Source organism: Pseudoalteromonas sp. GW168-MNA-CIBAN-0100 (genome assembly GCF_040309225.1).
GTDB classification, from domain to species: Bacteria; Pseudomonadota; Gammaproteobacteria; order Enterobacterales; family Alteromonadaceae; genus Pseudoalteromonas; species Pseudoalteromonas arctica.
In genome coordinates, this window is the sequence record NZ_JBEOOL010000021.1 from 51,467 (window position 1) to 76,002 (window position 24,536).

The 24,536-nt window shown below is 38.9% G+C and carries 19 protein-coding genes; 13 read left to right on the top strand and 6 right to left on the bottom strand.

Annotated features, from left to right (window positions below; translation table 11 throughout):
* Window positions 1-24: 24 nt before the first annotated feature.
* From nrdA to ubiG, 3 genes are all read right to left on the bottom strand, one after another.
* Complete coding sequence (nrdA, locus tag AAEY62_RS13760) at window positions 25-2,307, bottom strand: class 1a ribonucleoside-diphosphate reductase subunit alpha (RefSeq protein WP_010552863.1); 2,283 nt, start codon at window positions 2,305-2,307, stop codon at window positions 25-27.
* A 1,078-nt stretch (window positions 2,308-3,385) separates the two neighbouring features.
* Complete coding sequence (locus AAEY62_RS13765; RefSeq protein WP_024590149.1) at window positions 3,386-4,066, bottom strand: HAD family hydrolase; 681 nt, start codon at window positions 4,064-4,066, stop codon at window positions 3,386-3,388.
* Window positions 4,066-4,776 carry a bifunctional 2-polyprenyl-6-hydroxyphenol methylase/3-demethylubiquinol 3-O-methyltransferase UbiG gene (ubiG, locus tag AAEY62_RS13770; RefSeq protein ID WP_008171708.1) on the bottom strand — a complete coding sequence of 237 codons (711 nt, stop codon included), beginning with the start codon at window positions 4,774-4,776 and terminating at the stop codon, window positions 4,066-4,068. Before ubiG ends, AAEY62_RS13765 begins: the two co-directional genes overlap by 1 nt.
* Before the next feature lie 176 nt (window positions 4,777-4,952).
* On the opposite strand from ubiG, the gene gyrA reads away from it, so the two are divergent.
* From gyrA to AAEY62_RS13820, 10 genes are all read left to right on the top strand, one after another.
* Window positions 4,953-7,652 (top strand): DNA topoisomerase (ATP-hydrolyzing) subunit A, encoded by a 2,700-nt coding sequence (gene gyrA / locus AAEY62_RS13775; protein WP_007583046.1) that lies wholly within the window; start codon window positions 4,953-4,955, stop codon window positions 7,650-7,652.
* A 321-nt stretch (window positions 7,653-7,973) separates the two neighbouring features.
* Complete coding sequence (gene serC, locus AAEY62_RS13780) at window positions 7,974-9,056, top strand: 3-phosphoserine/phosphohydroxythreonine transaminase (RefSeq protein ID WP_010552860.1); 1,083 nt, start codon at window positions 7,974-7,976, stop codon at window positions 9,054-9,056.
* A complete protein-coding gene (gene aroA / locus AAEY62_RS13785) occupies window positions 9,056-10,333 on the top strand; it encodes a 3-phosphoshikimate 1-carboxyvinyltransferase (RefSeq protein WP_024590150.1) in 1,278 nt (425 codons plus the stop codon). Before serC ends, aroA begins: the two co-directional genes overlap by 1 nt.
* A gap of 106 nt (window positions 10,334-10,439) precedes the next feature.
* On the top strand, window positions 10,440-11,150 hold the full coding sequence (gene cmk, locus AAEY62_RS13790; RefSeq protein ID WP_024590151.1) for a (d)CMP kinase: 711 nt from the start codon (window positions 10,440-10,442) through the stop codon (window positions 11,148-11,150).
* A gap of 96 nt (window positions 11,151-11,246) precedes the next feature.
* A complete protein-coding gene (gene rpsA / locus AAEY62_RS13795) occupies window positions 11,247-12,914 on the top strand; it encodes a 30S ribosomal protein S1 (RefSeq protein WP_002961176.1) in 1,668 nt (555 codons plus the stop codon).
* Between the two features lie 67 nt (window positions 12,915-12,981).
* On the top strand, window positions 12,982-13,269 hold the full coding sequence (gene ihfB, locus AAEY62_RS13800; protein ID WP_007583054.1) for an integration host factor subunit beta: 288 nt from the start codon (window positions 12,982-12,984) through the stop codon (window positions 13,267-13,269).
* A gap of 21 nt (window positions 13,270-13,290) precedes the next feature.
* Window positions 13,291-13,572, top strand: coding sequence for a lipopolysaccharide assembly protein LapA domain-containing protein (locus AAEY62_RS13805; protein ID WP_007583056.1), 282 nt, complete (start codon window positions 13,291-13,293; stop codon window positions 13,570-13,572).
* A 2-nt stretch (window positions 13,573-13,574) separates the two neighbouring features.
* Window positions 13,575-14,711, top strand: a complete 1,137-nt coding sequence (gene lapB, locus AAEY62_RS13810; RefSeq protein ID WP_350635127.1) for a lipopolysaccharide assembly protein LapB — start codon at window positions 13,575-13,577, stop codon at window positions 14,709-14,711.
* Between the two features lie 351 nt (window positions 14,712-15,062).
* On the top strand, window positions 15,063-15,767 hold the full coding sequence (pyrF, locus tag AAEY62_RS13815; protein ID WP_010552857.1) for an orotidine-5'-phosphate decarboxylase: 705 nt from the start codon (window positions 15,063-15,065) through the stop codon (window positions 15,765-15,767).
* 93 nt (window positions 15,768-15,860) lie between these two features.
* The gene (locus tag AAEY62_RS13820) at window positions 15,861-16,235 is read left to right on the top strand and encodes a hypothetical protein (protein WP_350635129.1); all 375 of its coding nucleotides are present in this window, start codon (window positions 15,861-15,863) and stop codon (window positions 16,233-16,235) included.
* A gap of 43 nt (window positions 16,236-16,278) precedes the next feature.
* Here AAEY62_RS13820 and AAEY62_RS13825 read toward each other — a convergent pair whose 3' ends face one another.
* Both AAEY62_RS13825 and AAEY62_RS13830 read right to left on the bottom strand, forming a co-directional pair.
* Window positions 16,279-17,112, bottom strand: coding sequence for a CvfB family protein (locus AAEY62_RS13825; protein ID WP_024590152.1), 834 nt, complete (start codon window positions 17,110-17,112; stop codon window positions 16,279-16,281).
* Between the two features lie 2 nt (window positions 17,113-17,114).
* Window positions 17,115-18,443 carry a DEAD/DEAH box helicase gene (locus tag AAEY62_RS13830; protein ID WP_007583068.1) on the bottom strand — a complete coding sequence of 443 codons (1,329 nt, stop codon included), beginning with the start codon at window positions 18,441-18,443 and terminating at the stop codon, window positions 17,115-17,117.
* 208 nt (window positions 18,444-18,651) lie between these two features.
* On the opposite strand from AAEY62_RS13830, the gene trhO reads away from it, so the two are divergent.
* From trhO to AAEY62_RS13845, 3 genes are all read left to right on the top strand, one after another.
* Entirely contained in the window at window positions 18,652-19,659 is a 1,008-nt protein-coding gene (trhO, locus tag AAEY62_RS13835; RefSeq protein WP_024590153.1) for an oxygen-dependent tRNA uridine(34) hydroxylase TrhO, read from the top strand.
* Window positions 19,660-19,807: 148 nt separating this feature from the next.
* Complete coding sequence (locus AAEY62_RS13840) at window positions 19,808-21,703, top strand: DUF294 nucleotidyltransferase-like domain-containing protein (RefSeq protein WP_024590154.1); 1,896 nt, start codon at window positions 19,808-19,810, stop codon at window positions 21,701-21,703.
* A gap of 3 nt (window positions 21,704-21,706) precedes the next feature.
* Entirely contained in the window at window positions 21,707-22,417 is a 711-nt protein-coding gene (locus tag AAEY62_RS13845) for a 3'-5' exonuclease (RefSeq protein WP_024590155.1), read from the top strand.
* Window positions 22,418-22,659: 242 nt separating this feature from the next.
* On the opposite strand, the gene AAEY62_RS13850 is transcribed toward AAEY62_RS13845, so the two are convergent.
* Window positions 22,660-24,240: a BCCT family transporter gene (locus tag AAEY62_RS13850; protein WP_024590156.1), complete on the bottom strand. Its 1,581-nt coding sequence runs from the start codon at window positions 24,238-24,240 to the stop codon at window positions 22,660-22,662.
* Window positions 24,241-24,536: the final 296 nt, after the last annotated feature.

Sequence of the window (24,536 nt, forward strand, 5' to 3'; positions counted from 1 at the left end):
CCCGCTTAAAATAAAAATCAGCAGTTATATTTTACACGCGCCGCCTTCACAATCATCATCTTCCACTTCTGGAGTATCTTCTTGCATATCTGAGGCACCATCACGAGTATTGTGGTAGTACAAGGTTTTAACACCTAGTTTGTACGCGCTTAGTAAGTCTTTTAATAAGACTTGCATAGGTACTTTACCGCCTTCGAACTTGTTTGGATCATAATTTGTATTTGCAGAGATTGTTTGGTCTACAAATTTTTGCATTATACCAACAAGCTGCAAGTAACCATCGTTTGATGGAATGTCCCACAGTAGCTCGTATTGATCTTTTAAACGCTCATACTCAGGAACAACTTGCTTTAAAATACCGTCTTTACTTGCTTTAACGCTAATATGTCCACGTGGTGGTTCAATACCATTTGTTGCATTAGAGATTTGCGACGATGTTTCTGATGGCATTAACGCACTTAGTGTTGAGTTACGCATACCGTGCTCTTTAATATTTGCACGTAGTGTATCCCAATCAAGATGAAGTGGCTCATCACAAATTTTATCTAAATCACGTTTGTACGTATCTGTTGGCATAATGCCTTGTGAATACGTTGTTTCGTTAAACTTAGGACAGGCGCCACGCTCTTTAGCAAGCTCGTTTGATGCTTTCATCAAGTAGTATTGAATCGCTTCAAAGGTTTTATGTGTTAATGCATTTGCGCTGCCATCTGAATAACGTTTACCGTTTTTAGCTAGGTAGTATGCGTAGTTAATCACGCCTATACCTAACGTTCGACGACCCATAGTTGCATTTTTAGCAGCCGGTACTGGGTAGTCTTGGAAATCAAGTAAGTTATCAAGTGCGCGTACTGCAAGTTCAGCTAGCTCTTCGAGCTCATCAAGTGATTCTATTGCACCTAAGTTAAACGCAGACAGTGTACAAAGGGCAATTTCGCCTTCTTCGTCATTTACGTTATTAAGTGGCTTAGTTGGCAATGCAATTTCTAAACATAAGTTAGATTGGCGAATAGGCGCAACTTTAGCAATGAACGGGCTGTGTGTATTACAGTGATCCACATTTTGTAAATAAATACGACCTGTACTTGCACGCTCTTGCGCAAACATAGAGAAAAGCTCAATCGCTTTAATGCGTTTTTTACGAATCGATTCGTCTTGTTCGTATTTTACGTAAAGCGCGTCAAACTCAGCTTGATCTTCAAAAAATGCATCGTAAAGGCCTGGCACATCTGATGGGCTAAATAACGTAATGTAGTCGTCTTTAATTAAACGAGAGTACATTAGTTTATTAAACTGTACGCCGTAATCTAGGTGACGAACACGGTTGTCGTCTACACCACGGTTATTTTTAAGTACAAGTAGGTTTTCTACTTCTAAATGCCAAAGCGGGTAGAATAATGTTGCAGCGCCGCCACGTACACCACCTTGCGAACAACTTTTAACAGCTGTTTGAAAGTGCTTATAAAAAGGAATACAACCTGTGTGGTACGCTTCGCCGTTACGAATATGGCTACCTAGCGCACGAATACGACCAGCGTTAATACCAATACCTGCACGCTGTGAAACATATTTAACAATAGCTGACGACGTTGCATTGATTGAATCAAGGCTGTCGCCACATTCAATTAATACACACGAGCTAAACTGGCGAGTAGGTGTACGTACACCCGACATAATTGGCGTTGGTAGAGATATTTTAAATAACGATACTGCGTCGTAAAAGCGCTTAATGTAAGAAACGCGTGTTTCACGTGGGTAGTCAGAGAATAAGCTCGCTGCTACTAAAATATATAAAAACTGTGCACTTTCGTAGATTTCACCCGATACACGGTTTTGAACGAGATACTTACCTTCAAGCTGTTTTACAGCCGCGTAGCTAAAGTTAAGATCGCGAGAATGATCAAGATATGCATCAAGCTCGTCTAATTCTTGTTCTGTGTAATCTACTAATAAGTGAGCATCGTAGCGTTTATCGCCAACCATTTTTGTTACGTGGTCAAATAAACGTGGTGGCTCAAATTGACCGTACGCTTTTTTACGTAAATGGAATACAGCTAAACGTGCAGCTAAGTATTGATAATCAGGCGATTCTTTTGAAATCTGATCCGCTGCTGCTTTAATGATGGTTTCGTGAATGTCTTTAGTACGAATACCGTCGTAAAACTGAATGTGCGATTTTAATTCAACTTGCGAAACCGAAACGTTGCTTAAACCTTCGGCGGCCCATTCAATAACGCGATGGATCTTATCCAGATCAAGAGGCTCTTTGCGCCCATCACGTTTGCTTACAGATAACTGTTGGTTCATAGATTTGCCTGTATTCCTTGGGAATTATGTATTTTGACCAATGTTTATGCCTCGCCGAAGCAAGGTAGATACTCGTTTTGTATAAATTTAATTAAATTGGAGAATTTAATTGAATAACATTTGGCCACAATATCTGGTGCTGTTCAATTTAATGATCACAAGATAGTGTGGTCTGAGTTGTTTTGCAAGAGGTAGAATTGTGTCTATTATCTGATAATGAGGAGATATAGCCTTTGTGTTAGTAGACACTCACCTTCGAACAATCATTTAAGATGAAATATGCAAAAATCAACTAATGATCTACTAAATTTGCGTATTTTAAAAATAAATTTTGACTGCTTTTTTTATCATCAGGCTTTGCGTGAAAATTGACTCAATCACAATATATAGTGTTTATTAATTAACATAGCACTATATATGGTTGAATCGAATTTTTGTACAGGGTATATGGTTGTAATATATAAGATTGAGGCAAGGTAAGTTTTTCAGATATAGTTATACTGGAATGTAAGATATAAAAATGGGCTAAAAATTAGCCCATTTAAATTTATACTACGAGCAAACTACCCAGTGTAATAATTTTAAAAACAATCATTATTACACTCTCTGAAATTTCTATAGAAATATTGAGTTTCAACTTTAGTTATCCTAAATCTGAGTTAGTCACTTGCCGACAATATAAGAATCAGTTACGCTCAAACTTCCACACTTGGGCGCTTTCCTAAAATTTTAGCAAGTGTCTTTGCTAACATCATATTCAAACCTTGGGTATGATGTTAGCCCCTCCACCTAGTTGAAATATCAATTCCATCAAAGTGTTAATAAAACTTTAATGTGGTCTGAGTTGTTTTGCAAGGGACATAATTGCCCCTGTTTGTGGATAACTTTAGGATAACGCATTTGTGTTAGTAGAGACTCACCTTCGAACAATCAATTAAGTTGAAATATGCAAAAATCAATTAGTGATCTGCTAAATTTACGCATTTTAAAAATAAATTCTGACTGCTTTTTTTATCAGCAAGCTTTGTGTGAAAGCTAACAAAACCACAGCATATAGTGTTTGATAATTAAAATAGCACTATATATGGTTAAAACCATCAATTGGGCTTTGCCAGTTAAAATCAGCATTCCAGCTGTTGGCTTCATCAATACTTGGGATGTAACCCCAAAGTGCCGTTGCGGTATGCATACCTGCCGCTTTGCCTGCTTGTATGTCACGCTGTGCATCACCAATGTATAAACAACGGCTTGGTTCTACCTGCATAAGCTTTGCACAATGTAGCAGTGGTAAAGGTGATGGCTTAGCTTCAGCTAATGTGTCGCCACTTATTACTACACTGACATTTTTTAATGCGGGAATAGCTGCCACTAAAGGATCGGTTAAAAACCCTGGTTTATTAGTCATGATCCCCCATTTGATCTTTTTCTGATCAAGGGCGATAAGTAACGATTCAACTCCGCTGAAGCAACGTGTGTGATTTGCTATGTTTGTGGCGTACTCGTCAACTAATTGCTTTATAAGCTCGCTTTGGGGTTGTTTAGCCCATAATTCTTTAAAACCAGCCTCTAATAATGCGCCTGCGCCGTTAGATGCCGCAGGACGGTATATATCACTACTAACAGGTTCTATTTTATTGCTAATAAGAACTGCGTTTAAAGCGGCACCTAAATCATCAGCGGTGTCGAGTAGGGTGCCGTCTAAATCAAATAAAAATGCATCGTACTCAATAAGGGGTAGGGGGGCTTGAGAGTTAGCCATTAAGCTAACTTCTCAAAATAAAGTATGTAATTTACGCTAACGTCACTATTGAGCGTATATTGCTTTGATAGTGGGTTATAAGAAAGCCCTGTGCTTGCACGAACTTTTAAACCGGCTTGCTCTGCCCATGCAATAAGTTGTGCAGGCTTTATAAACTTTTTATGGTCGTGTGTACCTTCAGGCACCATTTTTAAGAGTTTTTCAGCGCCAACAATCGCGTATAAATATGCTTTAGGTGTTTTGTTCAGGGTTGAAAAAAACACGTCCGCGCCTGGTTTGGCAAGTGCAGCTACAGCATGAATGATAGATGCTGGGTCGGGAACGTGCTCAAGCATTTCCATACACGTTATTACATCAAAGCGCTCAGGGTACTGTGTTGCAAACTCTTCTGCAGGCACTTTTATATAATCTACATTTACGCCAGTTTCTAAACTGTGCAACTTAGCAACAGTTAAAGGTTCTTGGCCCATATCGATGCCAGTTACTTTTGCACCCATACGCGCCATGCTTTGGCTTAAAATACCGCCGCCACAGCCAACGTCGAGTGTTTCTTTATCGAATAAGCCTTGCGTTTTGTTTGCTATAAAGTCTAAACGTAACGGGTTAATTTCGTGAAGAGGTTTGAATTCTCCGTCTAGGTCCCACCAACGCTCAGCGATGGCTTCAAATTTTGCTATTTCTGCGTGATCTACATTTTGATGTTCGGTCATAAAATACTTCCTCGTCAATCTGAGGCCATTATATAGGGCTAAATTGATAAATCGCAAAGTTTTGCGCCTGTAAATTAAAATTAATTGTGATAGCATGGCTGTTAGAAATAATAACAATACTCTTAATACCCAATACCGGGTTGTTGAGAGCTGATACTGAAGGAATGTGATATCAAATGACTGATCTCGCCAATGAAATTCTGCCAGTCAATATTGAAGACGAGTTAAAAAACTCCTACTTAGATTACGCAATGAGCGTAATAGTAGGACGTGCATTACCAGACGTACGTGACGGCTTAAAACCTGTTCATCGCCGCGTTTTGTTTGCAATGAACGAGCTTAGTAATGACTGGAACAAGCCTTACAAAAAATCGGCCCGTGTGGTCGGTGACGTAATCGGTAAATACCATCCACACGGCGACAGTGCAGTTTATGACACGATAGTTCGTATGGCTCAGCCATTCTCACTACGTTATATGCTTGTAGATGGCCAAGGTAACTTCGGTTCGGTTGATGGTGATTCAGCAGCGGCAATGCGTTATACAGAAGTACGTATGGCAAAAATGTCGCATGAGTTATTAGCCGATCTTGAAAAAGAAACGGTTGATTTCGTTCCTAACTACGATGGCACTGAGTTCATCCCTGACGTGTTACCTACGAAAGTCCCTAATTTATTAGTGAATGGTTCGTCGGGTATTGCAGTAGGTATGGCTACAAATATACCACCACATAACTTAACTGAAGTTGTGAACGGTTGTTTGGCACTTATTCAAAATCCTGATTTAACTATTTTAGAGTTAATGGATTATATCCCTGGTCCTGATTTCCCTACGGCTGCAATTATCAACGGTAAAAAAGGCATTGAACAAGCCTATTTAACTGGCCGTGGTAAAGTGTACATGCGTGCACGCGCCGACGTCGAAACCGATGAAAAAACAGGCCGTGAAACAATCATCGTTCACGAAATTCCTTATCAAGTTAATAAAGCCCGTTTAATTGAAAAAATTGCTGAGCTTGTTAAAGATAAGAAAATTGAAGGTATTAGTGCACTACGTGATGAATCAGATAAAGACGGTATGCGTATCGTTATTGAAATTAAACGTGGTGATGTAGGCGAAGTTATTTTAAATAACTTGTATTCACAAACTCAGTTACAAACTGTGTTTGGTATGAATATGGTTGCATTAATTAACAACCAACCTAAGTGTTTTAATCTAAAAGAAATGCTTGAAGAGTTTATTATTCACCGCCGTGAAGTAGTAACTCGCCGTACCGTGTTTGATTTACGCAAAGCGCGTGACCGTGCTCATACGCTTGAAGGTTTAGCAATTGCGCTTGCAAACATTGACCCAATTATCGAGCTTATTCGTAAATCACCTACACCTGCTGAAGCTAAAATTGCTTTAACTGCACGTCCGTGGGAATTAGGTCATGTACAAGGTATGCTTGAAAAAGCAGGCGAAGATAATGTAGCCCGTCCAGATTGGCTTGCTGATGATTTAGGTATTCGCGACGGTCAATACTATATTTCTGAGCAACAAGCTCAAGCAATTCTAGATTTGCGTTTACACAAGCTTACTGGTCTTGAACACGAAAAAATCTTAACTGAATATCAAGCGTTATTAGAGTTAATTGCTGAGCTACTTTATATTTTGGCAACACCTGAGCGTTTAATGGAAGTTATTCGTGACGAACTAGTTGAAATTAAAGCGCAGTATGGCGACGAACGTCGTACTGAGATCAATGCAGCGGCTCACGATATCAGCCTTGAAGACTTAATTACCGAAGAAAACGTTGTTGTAACGCTTTCTCACGAAGGGTATGTGAAGTATCAGGCATTGTCTGATTACGAAGCACAGCGTCGTGGTGGTAAAGGTAAGTCAGCAACGAAGATGAAAGATGAAGATTTCATTGAACGTCTGTTAGTTGCAAATACACACGATACTATTTTATGTTTCTCTACGGCCGGTCGTTTATATTGGCTTAAAGTGTATCAGTTACCACTAGCAAGTCGTGCAGCGCGCGGTAAGCCAATTGTTAACTTGTTACCACTTGAAGCTGATGAACGTATTACTGCTATATTGCCAGTACGCGAGTACGCAGAAGATAAATATATCTTTATGGCAACTGCATTCGGTACAGTTAAGAAAACACCATTAACGGCTTACAGTCGTCAACGTGCAAGCGGTATTATTGCTGTTAACTTAAATGATGGCGATAGCTTGATTGGTGTTGATATTACCGATGGTAGCAACGAAATTATGTTGTTCACTGATGCAGGTAAAGTTGTACGGTTCAAAGAAGCTGAAGAAACAACAGTTGTTGATGAAAACGGTAACCCAGTATTAGACGAAGAAGGTAACCCTGAGATTCGCTTCAAAGGTGTTCGCCCAATGGGTCGTACTGCTACAGGTGTTCGTGGTATTAAAATGCCAGACGAGCAACGCGTAGTATCGTTAATTGTACCAAAAACTGACGGTGCTATTCTAACGGTAACTGAAAATGGTTACGGTAAGCGTACACAACTTGAAGATTACCCATCTAAGAGTCGTGCAACACAAGGTGTTGTATCAATTAAGGTGAGTGAACGTAACGGCGCTGTTGTTGGTGCTGTGCAAGTTGATGACAACGATGAAATAATGATTATTTCGAATCGTGGTACCTTAGTACGAACTCGCGTTAATGAAGTTTCAACGGTTGGACGTAACACACAAGGTGTTATTTTGATCAGAACTATTGACGGAGAGCAAGTAGTTGGTTTACAACGTATAGAAGAGATTGAAGTTACAGAAAGTGACTTAATTGATATTGAAGACGTTGAAACAGTAGATACGGTTATTGATGAAGTAGCGGATGATAATCCTCCTTCAGAATAATTGATATTGAAAAAGCGGCCTTGGCCGCTTTTTTTAATGTTGTTGAAAAAAATTAATAGGGTGTGAAATTATACTCATACCAATTCGCTTAATTAAGAGATCTATTTTGAGGGTGGAAAAACGTGTTGATAGCTAGGCAAAAAATTCGCTATTTAGTTGTTCTAAATGAGAATTTTTTAACGCAAGTAGCGACACGTTTAGCCCCGCAAAATGATTAAGTATTATTGCGGATTGGTATTATTCATTAAATTTTAAAGGTTTAGCGGATTGGTATTAAATGTTCATGCTTAGTAGTTAAATTACTGGAATGAGGCAAAGGTAATGAGTAAATATAATTTTTGTGCGGGGCCAGCTATGCTTCCGCAAGCGGTTATGAAAAAAGCGCAAAAAGAGTTTCTAGATTGGCAAGACCTAGGTGTGTCTGTGATGGAGATTAGCCATCGTAGTAAAGAGTTTTTAGCGCTTACAGCTAAATGTGAAGCTAGCCTTCGTCGCCTAATGAATATTAGTGATGAATTTGAAGTGCTGTTTATGCATGGTGGTGGTCGTGGCCAGTTTAGTGCTGTGCCATTAAACTTACACCAAGAAGGCAAAACAGCGTTTTATTGCGAGAATGGCGTATGGTCGAAAAGCGCCAGAGATGAAGCGAATAAGTTTACTCAAACGTCTTTTACGGATGTCCGTAATGATGCTGATGGTGAGTTTTCAATTAAAGACGTTGCTGACTGGGAATTACCAGAAGACGCTGCGTACATCCACTATTGCCCTAATGAAACTGTCGATGGCTTAGAGATTTTTGATGTACCAAGCCACCCAACAGCTCCGATTATTGCTGATATGTCTTCAACTATTTTATCGCGTGAGATAGACGTTAATAAATTTGATTTGATTTACGCTGGTGCGCAAAAAAATATCGGTCCATCGGGCATATCAATTGTTATTGTTCGTAAAACATTACTTGAGCGCGAAGGTTTGCCAAAGCCCGGTATTTTAGATTACGCACTTGAAGCAAAGCAGGGCAGTATGTTTAATACCCCACCTACCTTTGCTTGGTATTTAGCGGCTGAAGTATTTGAATGGCTTGAAAGCAATGGTGGGGTAAAAGCCATGGAAGCACAAAATATTGCTAAAGCAAATTTACTGTATGATTTTATCGATAACTCAGATTTTTATTCAAATATAGTCGCTAAACATTGCCGCTCACGCATGAATGTTCCATTTTGGTTAAACGATGAAAGCTTAAATAGCAAATTTGTTGCTCAATCAAACGAGGCCGGTTTACTTGCACTTGAAGGTCACAGAATTGTGGGCGGTATGCGCGCAAGTATTTATAACGCTATGCCTCTTGAAGGTGTTCAAGCACTTGTAGATTTTATGGCTGCATTTGCAAAGGAGCACAGCTAATGGAGCAGCTCCGTTTAGAACCTATTTCTAAAGTAAATGGCACGGTAACCCTACCAGGTTCAAAGAGTCTATCGAACAGAATTTTATTATTAGCAGCACTGGCAAACGGTACCACCGTTGTAGAAAACTTACTTGATAGTGACGATATACGCCATATGCTGGGTGCTTTAAAGTTATTAGGTGTAAATGTAACTTTAAATGATGAACACACTGTAGCGACCGTAGAGGGAGTTGGTGGTGTGTTTAATACACCTACTGAGCCCTTGTTTTTAGGTAATGCAGGTACTGCTTACAGACCTTTAACGGCTGTACTTGCTGCCGTTGCTGGTGAGTATGAGCTAATTGGCGAGCCACGTATGGAAGAGCGTCCGATAGGTCACTTGGTTGATGCTCTACAAGCGCTTGGTGGTGATGTTACCTATACAAAACACAAAGACTATCCACCACTTAAAATTGTAGGTGGTCAAATAAAAGGTGGTGAGGTTGAAATTGACGGTAGTATTTCAAGTCAATTTTTAACGGCTCTATTAATGGCAGCGCCATTATTTAGCGGTGATACAACGATAACTATTAAAGGTACTTTAGTATCTAAACCTTATATTGATATTACGCTTGATGTAATGGCACGTTTTGGTGTTAATGTTGAACACAGTGATTATGCAACTTTTAAAGTTAAAGGTGGTCAACAGTATCAATCACTCGAACGAATTATGGTTGAAGGCGATGCATCTTCTGCTTCTTACTTTGTTGCTGCGGCTGCAATTGCTGGCGGCGAGATTGAAATTAAAGGCGTGGGTGCTAAATCAGTTCAAGGTGATATAGGCTTTGCTAAAGTAATGGAGCAAGTAGGCGCGAAAATCGATTGGTATGATGAGCGTTTAGTTGTTCGCAAAGGCGAATTAAAAGGCGTAGATATTGACGCTAATGCAATTCCTGATGCTGCTATGACCCTTGCAACTGTTGCTCTTTTCGCTAAAGGCCCAACTGCCATTCGTAACATTTATAACTGGCGAGTAAAAGAAACAGACCGTTTATATGCGATGGCAACTGAGCTTAGAAAAGTAGGTGCAGAAGTGGTAGAAGGGCATGACTTTATAGAAATTACACCGCCTAAACACTTCAACGATGTAGCAATAGACACTTACGACGATCACCGTATAGCCATGTGTTTTGCAATGGTTGCCGTTGGTGGAAAGCCAATAACGATTAATGATCCAAAGTGTACCTATAAAACATTTCCTACATTTTTCAATGTTTTAGCGTCAGTCAGTGAATAAGCTAATTAGAAGTAATTACAAAAGTTACACACTAATAGCAGATATATTTTAATAACTGACGTATAATGTCGCGGTTTATTTAGGTGTGCATTGCAGGAGGTTTTAAATGCAGGCGTTATTAATGCCCGTGATCACCGTTGATGGCCCAAGTGGTTCAGGTAAAGGAACTGTTTGTCGCTTGTTAGCCGACAAGTTAGGGTGGGATGTATTAGATAGCGGTGCGATTTATCGCGTTTTATCTTTAGCTGCACTTCATCACCAAATTGCATTAGACAATGAAGAAGGGCTTGTCCCTCTTGCTGCAAATTTAGATGTGCAGTTTTTGGTAGATAGCCAAACTAATGCAGGAAAAGTTATTTTAGAAGGCGAAGATGTAACTACTACTATTCGTAATGAAGAAGTAGGCGCTGCAGCATCAAAAGTTGCAGCATTACCTCGCGTTCGTGAAGCGTTATTACGTCGCCAGCGTGCATTTCGCACTGAAAACGGCTTAATTGCCGATGGCCGTGATATGGGCACTGTGGTTTTTCAAGATGCGCCGTTAAAAATATATTTAACAGCAAGTGCAGAAGAGCGTGCTCGTAGACGCTTTGTTGAGTTGAATACGCGCGGTCTTGATGTTACACTAAGTGGTCTATTACAGGACATTCAAGCTCGTGACGAGCGCGATATGAATCGTGCCGTTGCTCCGCTTGTACCTGCAGAAGATGCTATTGAGCTTGATACTAGCGAACTCAATGCACAGCAAGTGTTTGATAAAGTAATAACTTTATTAGATATTGCAATCTCTGAAGGTAAGCTTCCTAAACGAAGCTAAAACACATTTTATGCGCCAGCAGGATGCCAGTGCTATTTTAACAACCCCATGCAGCATGGTTGCTTATTGGTATAATATATAGAGACGTATATTCGTATGTCAGAAAATTTTGCGCAGTTATTTGAAGAAAGCTTAAAGGGTTTTGAAGCAGAGCAAGGCTCTATCGTTAAAGGTACAGTAATCTCAATCGAGAACAACATTGTACTTGTAGATGCTGGTCTTAAATCAGAAAGTGCTATCCCTGCTGAGCAGTTCAAAAATGCTGCTGGTGAACTTGAAGTTGCTGTTGGCGACGAAGTAGATGTTGCACTAGATGCAATTGAAGACGGTTTCGGTGAAACTATACTTTCTCGTGAGAAAGCTAAGCGTCACGAAGCATGGATCCGTCTTGAGAAAGCATGTGAAGAGCAAGAGACTGTTACTGGTGTTATCAACGGTAAAGTTAAAGGCGGTTTCACAGTTGAAGTTGATTCAATCCGTGCTTTCCTACCTGGTTCACTTGTTGATGTTCGTCCAGTACGTGACACAACTCACCTTGAAGGCAAAGAGCTTGAATTTAAAGTAATCAAGCTTGACCAAAAACGTAACAACGTTGTTGTTTCACGTCGTGCAGTTATCGAATCTGAAAACTCACAAGAACGTGAAGAGCTTCTTGCTAACCTTGTTGAAGGCCAAGAAGTTAAAGGTATCGTTAAGAACCTTACTGACTACGGTGCATTCGTTGACCTTGGTGGTGTTGATGGTCTACTACACATTACTGATATGGCTTGGAAGCGTGTTAAGCACCCTTCAGAGATCGTTAATGTTGGCGACGAAATCGCAGTTAAAGTTCTAAAATTCGACAAAGATAAAACTCGTGTATCTCTAGGCCTTAAACAGCTTGGTGAAGATCCATGGGCAGCTATCGCTGGTCGTTACCCAGAAGGTTCTAAACTTTCTGGTCGTGTTACTAACCTTACAGATTACGGCTGTTTCGTGGAAATCGAAGAAGGCGTTGAAGGTTTAGTACACGTTTCTGAAATGGATTGGACTAACAAAAACATCCATCCTTCAAAAGTTGTTAGCTTAGGCGACACTGTTGAAGTTATGGTTTTAGAAATTGACGAAGAACGTCGTCGTATTTCTCTTGGTCTTAAGCAATGTATTGCTAATCCTTGGCAGGAATTTGCTCGTCTACAAAACAAAGGCGATCAAGTTACTGGTAAGATCAAATCAATCACTGACTTCGGTATCTTTATCGGTCTTGACGGTGGTATTGACGGTCTTGTACACCTTTCAGACATTTCTTGGAATACACCTGGCGAAGAAGCTGTACGTGAATTCAAGAAAGGCGACGAAATCACTGCTATCGTATTGCAAGTTGACCCAGAGCGTGAACGTATCTCTCTAGGTGTTAAGCAAATCGAAGCTGACCCATTCAATAACTACCTTGATGCAAACAAAAAAGGTGCTATTGTTAAAGGTAAAGTGACTGAAGTTGATGCGAAAGGCGCAACTGTTGAACTTATCGAAGGCGTTGAAGGTTACATCCGTGTAGCTGATATCGCTCAAGAACGCGTTGAAGATGCAACTACTGTTGTTTCTGTAGGCGACGAGATTGAAGTTAAATACGTTGGTGTTGATCGTAAGAACCGCACTTTAAGCTTATCTGTAAAAGCTCTTTTCGAAGCAGAAGAGAAAGAAGTACTAGAGAAGCTTAAGAAAGAAGAGCCAGTGTTTGAAAACGCAATGGCAGCTGCTTTCGCAAATGCACAAAAAGACTAATATATAATTAGTTTTTAGTTGGAAGGGCATTTTTTGCCCTTCCTATATCTCTTTTTAAGGAAACGCTATGACTAAGTCAGAACTGATAGAAACACTTGCGGAACAACACGCACACGTTCCAGTGAAAGATGTTGAGAATGCTGTAAAAGAAATTCTTGAACAAATGGCCGGCTCATTATCTACTTCAGATCGTATTGAGATCAGAGGTTTTGGTAGTTTCTCTTTGCATTTCCGCGCTCCTCGCACAGGTCGTAATCCTAAGACTGGCGATACAGTTGAGCTTGAAGGAAAGCATGTACCTCATTTTAAACCAGGCAAAGAATTACGCGACCGCGTAAATGAAAGCATTGCCTAGTTAACTTAGTGGAGTAGTTACTTGTTCAAGGTATTAAAAATTATTCTGGTTGCGCTATGCCTTATCAGTGCATTTGTATTAGGGTCACAAAACCCACAGTTAGTACAAATAAATTATATTATAGCCAGTAATACACTACCTTTAGCTGTAATAATAAGTATCTGCTTTTTATTAGGTGTTTTAGTGGGTTGTTTTATTAGCTTTAAATTGTTTTCACAATTAAAGTGGCAAAACTACCGCTTAAAAAAGCAATTAGCGCCTGAAAAAGATAAAAAAAAGCTTGCCGCGAATAAAGACACCTAACTATGATTGAGCTTTTGTTTTTACTATTACCTGTTGCCGCCGGTTACGGCTGGATTATGGGTAAAAACAGTGCTAAAAACCAAGCTCATCAACTAAATCGTCAGATCACTTCTGAATACAGCAAAGGCTTAAAGTTTCTACTCGACAGAGAAGAAGACCAAGGCTTAGAGCACTTGATTAATTTGCTTGAAGTTTCAGCTGACTCTGTTGAACACTATTCTACACTTGCCACCATGTTTCGCCGTAGAGGTGAATTGGACCGCGCAATTAAAATTCATGAACTTCTATTAAAACACCCAGGCTTAAATGAACAACAAGCTGCAACTAGCCGTTTAGAACTTGCCGAAGATTATATAATGGCTGGTCTACTAGATAGTGCAGAAGAGCACTTAGTTTGGTTAGTTAAGGCTGGCCATGTAGAAGCGCTAGACCCTATTATTACTTTATATTCGCAAACCCGTGAATGGGAAAAAGGCATCAAAATGTTTGAAGCCCACAGCGAACTATTTTCAAAAGAACAGCAATTTAAAGCGATTGCTAATTTTTATTGTGAGTCAGCTTTAAGTGACAACACGCCCCAACTAATGAGAAAAGCGATTAGCTTAAATTATAAAGCCGTACGTCCGCTTTACGAGTTAGGATTAGTTGCTTACGCGAAAGAAGATTACGTTAAAGCTATTTATTACTGGCGTGAGCTTGTATCACAATTCACTTTGTTTGCGCCGTTGTTTATTGATGAGCTGGCTCACAGCTATAAACAATTAAATTTAACGCATCAATTTCATGAATTAGTCAGTGACTTGTTAGAAAAGGGCGGTGTATTAATTAAAATAAAACATTGCCAGGCATTGCTTGAGCAAGGACACACTAAACAAGCCTTTGAATTTCTAACTGATAGCTTAAAACGTCAACCTACTATACGTGGTTTCAGTTTTTTACTGCAATTAATGGGTGACCAAAATAAAAATACTAAAGAAGTACTTAATGAAATTGATAAGCTTGTAACCTCTTATATTGCTACAAAACCTGATTTCCAATGTCAGCATTGCGGTTTTACAAGCTACACCATATATTGGAATTGCCCTTCTTGTAAGCATTGGGAAACCATTGTTCCAAGTCGAGGCTTAGACGGATTTTAATAATCCCTTAAATAATATCGGATTTAACTATGATAATTTTAGCAAATTAAACTGAGAGTTTACTGGGTTGGAATTTTTTGATGTTGTGTCTATATAAATTTCTCTACACCTTCTCTCAAATTACCAGCTAGCACTATTGCATTAAATCTACTTATACAATTACTTTATATCAATTCGCTTAATTAAGTGGTCTGTTTTGAGGTAAGAAAATCGTGTCGATAACAAGGCAAAAAATTTCGTAATATTATTGTTCTATATAAGAAATTTTTAACGCAGTTAGCGTCAGATTTGGTCCTCAAATTGATTAAGTATTATTGCGGATTGGTATTATAGCCATACATTAGGATAGTCATGTCTTTCGAACACTCAAAAAAAATTCTTATAGCATTAGATTACGATGATCAAGAGGTTGCTTTAAACTTTGTTAAACAACTTTCTCCTGATACATGTCGCCTTAAAGTAGGCAAAGAGATGTTTACTTATTTTGGACCTGCATTTGTTAAAGAGTTAATTGATTTAGGTTTTGATGTTTTTCTAGATTTAAAATTTCATGACATCCCTAATACAGTAGCTAAAGCTGTTACTGCAGCTGCGAAAATGGGTGTGTGGATGGTAAACGTTCATGCTTCTGGTGGTTTTGAAATGATGAGCAAAGCTAAATCGGCTCTAGAACAATTTGGCGATAAAGCGCCATTACTTATCGCGGTTACTGTATTAACAAGCATGGATGAAACAGAACTAAAGCGTTTAGGCGTTGATAAATCTGCTCAAGAGCAAGTTATATATTTAGCTAAGCTTGCAAAGGAAGCAGGGCTTGATGGCGTTGTGTGTTCTGCACAAGAAGCAAAAGCTTTAAAAGCAGAGTTAGGTGAGAACTTTAAACTTGTAACACCAGGTATACGTCCTGAAGGCAGTGATGCTGGCGATCAAAAGCGTATTATGACTCCTAAGCAAGCAATAGATGCAGGAAGTGATTATTTAGTTATAGGCCGACCTATTACTCAGGCGGATGATCCCGTAAAAGTGCTTAGTGATGTTAATAGATCTATAGCATAATTTAACAAAAAGCAGCAATATAGTGCTAAAAGCCCTTACCTCATGTGTATTTTATGTTACATTATTAGGATTGAAATGTAGTAGGGGTTTGTTTTGAAGTTATTATTAGGTTCTATAGTAATTGTTATTGCGGGTTTTTCAGTAAATAAGTACGTTTTTTCTAATAAAGCATATGATGATGTTACATCAGTAACAGATATAATCACGAATTACCCTGTCAATATGTTCGATTTTAAACAAACAATGCAAGATTATGCACACCACCTATGTTACAAAAATGAGGATACACTTACATCTCAGCATATAACAGTAACTGATTGCATATCTAAGCTTGATGATAAAAAAATAGAATGCGAAAAGAAGGTTTTTCGTTTGGCACCGCTTAACCTAGAGTCAAAAGGTGAAGTGCTTGATTATTCAAGGCAATATACGCAATGTACATTGCCTTATAAGTATATTTTAGGTTAATTACAAACAGATAATATTAGTAATTACAGCCTATTATTTATAATTAAGATCTTAAGCGAATGGATTTCGCTTCAATATCTATCAACTCTTGTTTGAATAATCCACCAATTGCTTTTTTATAGTTAGCTTTACTAGTAGAAAACATCTTTTTTATAGCTTCAGGTTCAGATTTATCACCTAATGGGATAACACCACCTTCATTTTTTAGTTTTTGCATAATAGTTTCACCAAGGTCACTTACTTTTCCCATACCTGGCTTTTCTAATACAACATCAATTTTTCCGTCTTCACGTACTTTCTGAATGAAGCCTTTAAGCTTTTGACCCACAAATAAGCTTTTAAATACCATATTGTAAAAAACAACACCGAAATGCGATTCTTCAATTAATACCTTGTAGCCAATATCTGTTTTGCCAGCAACAATTAAATCCACTTCTTGTAAGTGAGTATATTGTGGCTCATCTTTAGATAGGAAGCGATTAAAGTTATTTGATGCACAAATACGTTGGCTTGCATTATCAAGGTACAAACGAACTAAATATGAGTGACCTTCTTGCATGCGTGGTTTTTGTTCGTTAAACGGGGTTAGTACATCTTTTTCAAGACCCCAATCTAAAAATGCACCAATACTATTAATTTCTTTAACGCGAAGCAGGGCATATTCACCTACTTGTGCGTGTGGCTTTTTAGTTGTGGCAGTTGCTAAGTTAGCGTTGTCTAAAAAGATAAATACACTAATGCTATCGCCCGCTTCAAGCTCATGTTTAATTTCTTGTTTTGGTAAAAACACTTCACCTAAATCATGACCGTCTAAGTAAGCACCTTCGTTACTCACTTCTTTTACAAATAATGTTTGTGTGGTTCCTAGGTAACTCATAATTATTCCTGCTCAGTCTTTTTTTTACGGCGCATTGGTGTATCGCCATCAATGTTCATTGGTGCTTTAATTGGTGCTGTTGGCTTTTTAGGTTTGGCTTTGCGTTTAAATACAGGCTTTTTAACAGCGGCGGATTTTTCTTTAGATTTATCCCACGTTGCCTCAGGCTTTTTCTCTTTTAAACCTTTAAACTTAGCTTTTAAGCCCTCTACGCTCGCAAATTTTAACTCATCATTTAAAAATGCTTTAATAGCTAAATAACTTGCCCAATCTTTTGGGCCAACTAATGAAATTGCGTTACCTTTAAAGCCTGCTCGTCCTGTACGACCTATGCGGTGTACATATTCTTCAGCGTGTTTTGGCAAATCAAAGTTAATAACATGCGTTACACTTAGTAAATCTAAACCACGAGATGCAACATCGGTTGTGATTAATATTTTAAAGTTTTCGCGACTAAACGAATCCATTATATCTAAACGTTTATTTTGTGTTAAATCACCAGCAAGCGCTACAGACTTGAAGCCTTTAGCATTAAGCGCTTCACTCAAGCGACTCGTGTCAGAACGTGTTGCTGTGAAGATAATGCATTGACCAACATCATCTTGATTCAAAAAGTGCTCTAATAGCGCTTCTTTATGGTCAAGGTGATCGGCTAGATATAAAGTTTGTTTAATATCGCTATGTTGCTCGTTCGCTGCACTTAGCGTAATTTGCTTTGGTTTTTTTAATAGGTTACGTGATAGAGCATCTACTTGTGCATGGTCAAGTGTTGCAGAAAACAATAACGTTTGACGTAAGCGGTGATTAGCTTGCTCGTTAATCATTTTTAACTGCTCGGTAAAGCCTAAATCTAAAATACGATCGGCTTCATCAAAAATAAGCAGTTCTAGTCCACTCAATTGTAATGAGCGTTTTGTAATGTGATCAGCTAAACGCCCAGGTGTAGCAACTACGAATTGTGGGTCGTTTCTAAGTGCTTTTATTTGGTCATTAAAGTTTTCGCCACCAAGTATTTTTACGGCCTTAATGGCTGTGCCTGCAATTAATAAACGCAGCTGGGTAAATACTTGCGTAGCAAGCTCACGAGTAGGAGCAACAATAAGTACACGAGGATCGCGTTTACTGAGTGCTTTTTGTTTCATAACCCTTTGTACAGCAGGTAATAAAAACGCCAAGGTTTTGCCCGACCCAGTTTTAGACTGAGCGAAAATGTCATGCCCTGCAAGTGCGGTAGGCACTGCATGCGCTTGAATATCGGTGGGCTGGGTGATCCCTTGATGTGCTAGTTGTGTTTCAAGGCGTGTATCAATCCCAAGATCAGTAAACTGCAATGTGTGTTTCTCCAAAATGAGCAAATTAAGTCTATAAATTTATCAGCGCATTATAGCTTACACAGATAGGTCGCTAACAGTAAAAACCAATCTATAGCGCTATTTTTTGCAATTAAACTAAAAAAGCGTAAAATACGCGCCCCATATGCGCCGGATTTACGATTCGGTAAACGCCAATACTGGCTAACAAGGCAAAATAGGAAATATAATGACTGTTGTTCATAAAGATAATGTAACGGGCGATCACTTTGTAGTATGTGCGCTGTATAAATTTGTTGGTTTACCTGGATTTGAAGCTATCCGTAAGCCTTTGCTTGAAGTGATGGAAGCAAATGAAGTACGCGGTACTTTACTACTCGCTGCCGAAGGTATAAACGGCACTGTTTCTGCAAAACGTGAAGGGATAGACAACTTATTAGCCTGGCTTGATGAGCAACCAAATTTAAAAAACATCGTAACAAAAGAATCTTACGATGATGAATGCCCGTTTTACCGCACTAAAGTAAAACTAAAAAAAGAAATTGTAACGATGGGCGTTGAAGGCGTAGATCCGCTTAAAGTTGTGGGTAGCTATGTAAAGCCAAATGAGTGGAACGCACTTATATCTGATCCAGAAGTAATTTTAATTGATACACGTAATGATTACGAAATTGAAATTGGTACATTTCAAAATGCAGTCGATCCAAATACTAAAACCTTTCGCGAATTTCCACAGTGGGCTAAAGAAAACTTAGACCCTGAAAAACATAAAAAAGTAGCGATGTTTTGTACAGGTGGTATCCGCTGCGAAAAATCGACGGCCTACATGAAAGAGCAAGGTTTTGACGAAGTTTATCATCTTGAAGGCGGCATTTTAAAATATCTAGAAGAAGTGCCAAAAGAAGAAACCATGTGGGAAGGCGAATGTTTTGTATTTGATAATCGCGTTGCGGTTGATCACGACTTACAAAAAGGCTCTTATGATCAATGCCACGCGTGCCGTATGCCAATTACAGAAGACGAAAAGTTAAAGCCTGAATACATGGAAGGTGTATCTTGTCATCATTGTATTGAAGAAGTGACAGACGAGCAACGGACACGTTTTGCGGAGCGCCAAAAGCAAATAGAATTAGCGCAAGCCCGTGGTGAAGGCCATATTGGTAATGAGGCACAGGCTGTTTTACAGCAACGTAAAGAAGCCAAAAAAGCCCAAAAAGACGCTCAGCGCGGTAAATAAATTTTTACAATAAGTATTACATTTAAAGGGTCTATTTAGACTCTTTTTTTGTGCCCAAAATTGTGCAGTAATTGTTTTCACACTCCGATGATAGTGTTAATCTGCAAAACAGATTTAGTCATTTTAATGCGCATACAGGAAGGGATTTATGCAAGCCGAACAAGTTGAAATCGCACAATTTTTAGCACAACATCCTCCTTTTGATGACTTACCTCAAAAAGCGCTTAATGAGCTAGCTCAACAAGTAGAAGTTGCTTATTTTAGAGCAAAAACAGATATTTTGAGTTTTGGACAAGACATATCTGATTTGTATGTGATTAGAAGTGGTTCTGTAGAAATGTATCGCCGAAATGGTGAGCTATACAATCGTTTGGCCATCGCAGGGATATTTGGTCAAATGGGTTTATTGATGAACCGTAAGGTGCGTTTTCCTGCAACTGCTCTTGAAGATACGTTAGTTTATTGTATAAATGTTGAGCTATTCAATCGTTACTGTGATGAGTTTGATGCGTTTGCTGATTACTTTGAAACAGACGGTAACGTACGTTTGCATCAAGCTATTGTTGAACAAGCCGATGGCAATGACCTTACAACAGCTAAAGTAAAATCATTAATTCACAGAGATGTAGTCACCGTAGATGCAACCTCTACAATACAAGATATCGCTAAATTAATGACCGAAGAGGCGGTATCGTCAGTTTTGGTAACCGATGTAAATAAACCAATAAACGACGATCCTGAGGAAGATGATGGACAAGTCGTTGGCATTATAACCGATAGGGATTTACGATCAAAAGTAGTGGCTAAAGGGCTTAGCTTTAATACACAAGCAAAAGATATTATGTCTACTAACTTAGTGCTTTTAGACGCTAATGACTATATTTTTGAAGCAGTACTTGCCATGCTCAGAGATAATCTCCATCATTTGCCCGTAGTACAAAAAAGACGTCCTATAGGAGTTATCTCCCTCTCTGATATTTTACGTTACGAATCGCAAAGCAGCTTATTACTTGTACGCGGCATACTTGCTCAACAAACAATTGAGGATTTAGCCCATTATGCACGCCAATTGCCCAATGTATTTGTCCGTATGGTTAATGAAGATGCAAATTCACACATGATTGGTACTGCCATGGCCGTTATAGGACGTACATTTAAACAAAGATTACTTGTATTAGCTGAAGAAAATTTTGGTCCACCTCCCGTTCCTTATTGTTTTATTGCACTGGGCTCAATGGCTCGCGACGAGCAACTTATTGTAACTGATCAAGATAACGCACTAATTTTAGATGACAGTTACGATGACGAAAAACATAACGCGTATTTTCAAAGTATTGCCGATTTTGTGTGTGATGGCTTAGCGCAGTGTGGTTACACCTACTGTGATGGAGAAATAATGGCGTCGTTTAAAAAATGGCGTAAAACTCGCTCAGAGTGGTTTGATCAATTTGCTGATTGGATAGCCCAGCCAAAACCACAAGCACTGCTTAATAGCTCTATATTTTTTGATTTAGACGGTGTATGGGGCAAAACCAAGTGGGCCGACGAGCTTAAAATATTTATAGCGAAACAAAGTAAAGTGAATCGTATATTTCTAGCAAATATGGCGGCAAATGCTCGAAATAGGACACCACCTCTTGGCTTTTTTAAAGGCTTTGTTATGGAGCATAACGGCCAACATAAGCGTTCAATGAACTTAAAACGAAGAGGTACTGCACCACTTTCTGATGTTATACGTGTACACGCATTAGCTATTGGTTCGCGTAAACAAAACTCGTTTGAGCGATTAGAAGACATTATTGAAGCTAAGCTATTACCGCAGGGTAAAGCGCAAGATTTACGTGATTCACTTGAGTATATTGCCATGATGCGAATTCGCCATCAAGCGTGGCAAATAGAGAAGGGCGAAGAGCCTGATAACGACTTAGACCCACATTTACTGTCTCCTTTTGAACAGCGAAACTTGAAAGAGGCATTCGCTATTTTAGAAAAAGCACAAAGCTATTTGAAATTTAGCTACACAGCAAACTCAGGTGTGAAGTAGCCTATGAACCCGCGTAATTACAAAGCAGTTGATTGGCAAGCTAGATATAACGAGCTTGCCAACAGCACCGAAAATAAACTTCTAAAACACTTTTATGCAGGTGCTTATAATCAAGATAAAGCCGCTGTAGAAGATGTGCCTTTCGTAGCAATGGACTTTGAAACAACAGGTTTAAATAGCCAAAACGACGATATTGTGAGTGTTGGCTTAGTGCCGTTTAATTTAAAGCGTATTTATTGCAAACACAGCCGGCATTGGGTTGTTCAACCAAGACGTAACCTGCATGAAGAGTCTATTTTAATCCATAGAATAACGCACTCTGAGGTCGATGACGCCCCAGACTTTAATCGAATTATTGAGCCTTTACTTGAAGCGCTAAGTGGTAAAGTTGTCGTGGTACATTACGCCGCAATAGAACGCCATTTTTTAAATAATGCGTTATTACTAAGGCTTAAAGAAGGTATTGAGTTTGCTCTTGTTGACACAATGGAGCTAGAAAAAAGAGCACTAAAAGAGAGGCAAGGTTTATTAGGCCGATTATTTAATACAAAACTAGGCTCGCTCAGATTAACAGATTGCCGTGCGCGTTATTCCCTACCTGCGTACCAAAATCATAATGCGTTAACGGATGCACTTGCCACAGCTGAGCTTTTACAAGCGCAACTGAGTCATCATTACCGTGTAGATACTCCAATCTCAGAGTTGTGGGTATAATACTAATACGCAATAATACTTTAATCATATTGAGGGTTAAACCTGACGCTAGCTGCGTTAAAAATTTCTCATTTAGAGCAACTAAATAAAGAAATTTTGCCTTACTATCGAGAAGTTTTTCCTGCCACAAAATAGATCACTTTATTAAGCGAATGGGTATAACCTTAAATAGTTAAATAAAAATGCGCCGCAAAAATTGCGGCGCTTTCGTTACTAATTAAAAGTATTGCTTACTAAAAGTATTATTTAACTGGGCGAGGCTCAGTTCGTAAACCTAAAACTAAGCTTAAACACATAAACAACAATACAATAGTAAATGGCAAGCCTGTAGAAACAGCACCTGCTTGTAGTGCTTCGATTGCTTGTGTACCACCAATCCAAAGTAAGGCCGCTGCAATTGCGCCCTCTACCGTTGCCCAAAATATACGTTGTGGCACCGGTGCGTCAATTTTACCGCCAGCTGTAATTGAATCAATGACTAATGAGCCTGAGTCAGATGACGTAATAAAAAATACTAACACTAATATAATCGCAATAAATGATAAGATATTAGATAGAGGTAATGCATCAAACATCTGGAACATAGCTAAAGGGACATCAGTTAAACCATTAGTGCCTAGTGCACCAACACCATTAACTACTTGATCAATAGCAATACCGCCGTATATAGACATCCATAAAATGGTAACAGCAGTAGGGACGAGTAATACCGCAATTAAGAACTCACGAATTGTACGACCACGTGATACACGCGCGATAAACATACCTACGAACGGTGACCAAGAAATCCACCAAGCCCAGTAAAATACAGTCCAGCCATGCATCCATGTTTCGTCTTCACGGCCGTGAGGATTACTCAATGGAATAATGTTTTCTACATAGCCCATCACGGTAGTCGGTACATTACCCATTGCTACAGCAAAGCCCACTAAACAAACAAACAATAATAATGAGAAAGCAATTAACATGTTTACATTACTTAGCAGTTTCACACCACCGTCAATACCGCGAACCACAGAAACAATGGCTAAAAGTGTTACACCCGCAATAACTAGAATTTGAGAGCCAATGCCACCTTCTGTACCAAATACATGGTTAATACCTGCAGAGGCTTGTTGAGCACCTAAACCTAAAGATGTTGCAAGGCCAAATAACGTAGCAAGTACAGCTAAGATATCAATGATATGACCAGGCCAACCCCATGCTCTATCACCTAATATAGGATAAAAAATAGAACGAATAGAAAGCGGTAAACCTTTGTTATACGTAAAAAATGCAAGAGATAAACCAACAACAGCGTAAATAGCCCAAGGATGAAGACCCCAATGGAACATAGTTGCGCCCATTGCTAATTTTGCAGCTTCTGGTGTATTAGCGGCTACATTAAGTGGTGTTTCGTACCAACCAGTAAAGTAAGCAACCGGTTCAGCAACGCCCCAAAACATAAGGCCGATACCCATACCTGCAGCAAATAACATAGCAAGCCATGAAACTCGAGAGTGAGAAGGTTTAGCATCATCACCACCAAGGCGAATATTCCCGTAAGGAGAAACAATAAGTGCTAAACAAAAGAGTACAAAGAAGTTAGCAGCCCACATAAATAGGGCATCAAAATTATTAATAATATCGGTCTTGATACTATCAAGCGCTGTTTTTGCAGTTTGTGGGTCGGTAACAAGTATGGCGATTAAAAAGATGACAATCAGGCCCGCACTAGTTCCAAAAACAGGGTTGTGTATATCAAAACCCCACTTTTGTACGTTGTCCTGACCTACGGTGTAGTCCGTATTGTCAATACTATATTTGTCATGATTTTCCTTCATGCAATACCTCTTTAGTTGTCCTAACAAGCCAAAATAAATTCGGCGTCATATCGAATTACATTAGCCTTTAAATATTAAGTAAAAAGTAATACCGTAATTATTTGAAGACTAACTAATTTGAAGAGTGATCATACAGCTAGTAGTGTATGAGTTAAATATTAAATGTAAATGAATTTGTATTTAAAACGCTGTTTATATAGCCAAATTAATGATTCTTTTATTTAAAAAGCCCTAAAATTATAAATTCAGTGAACGTTAAAATTTAGTTTGCTATTAAAAGTATTAATTTACTTAGT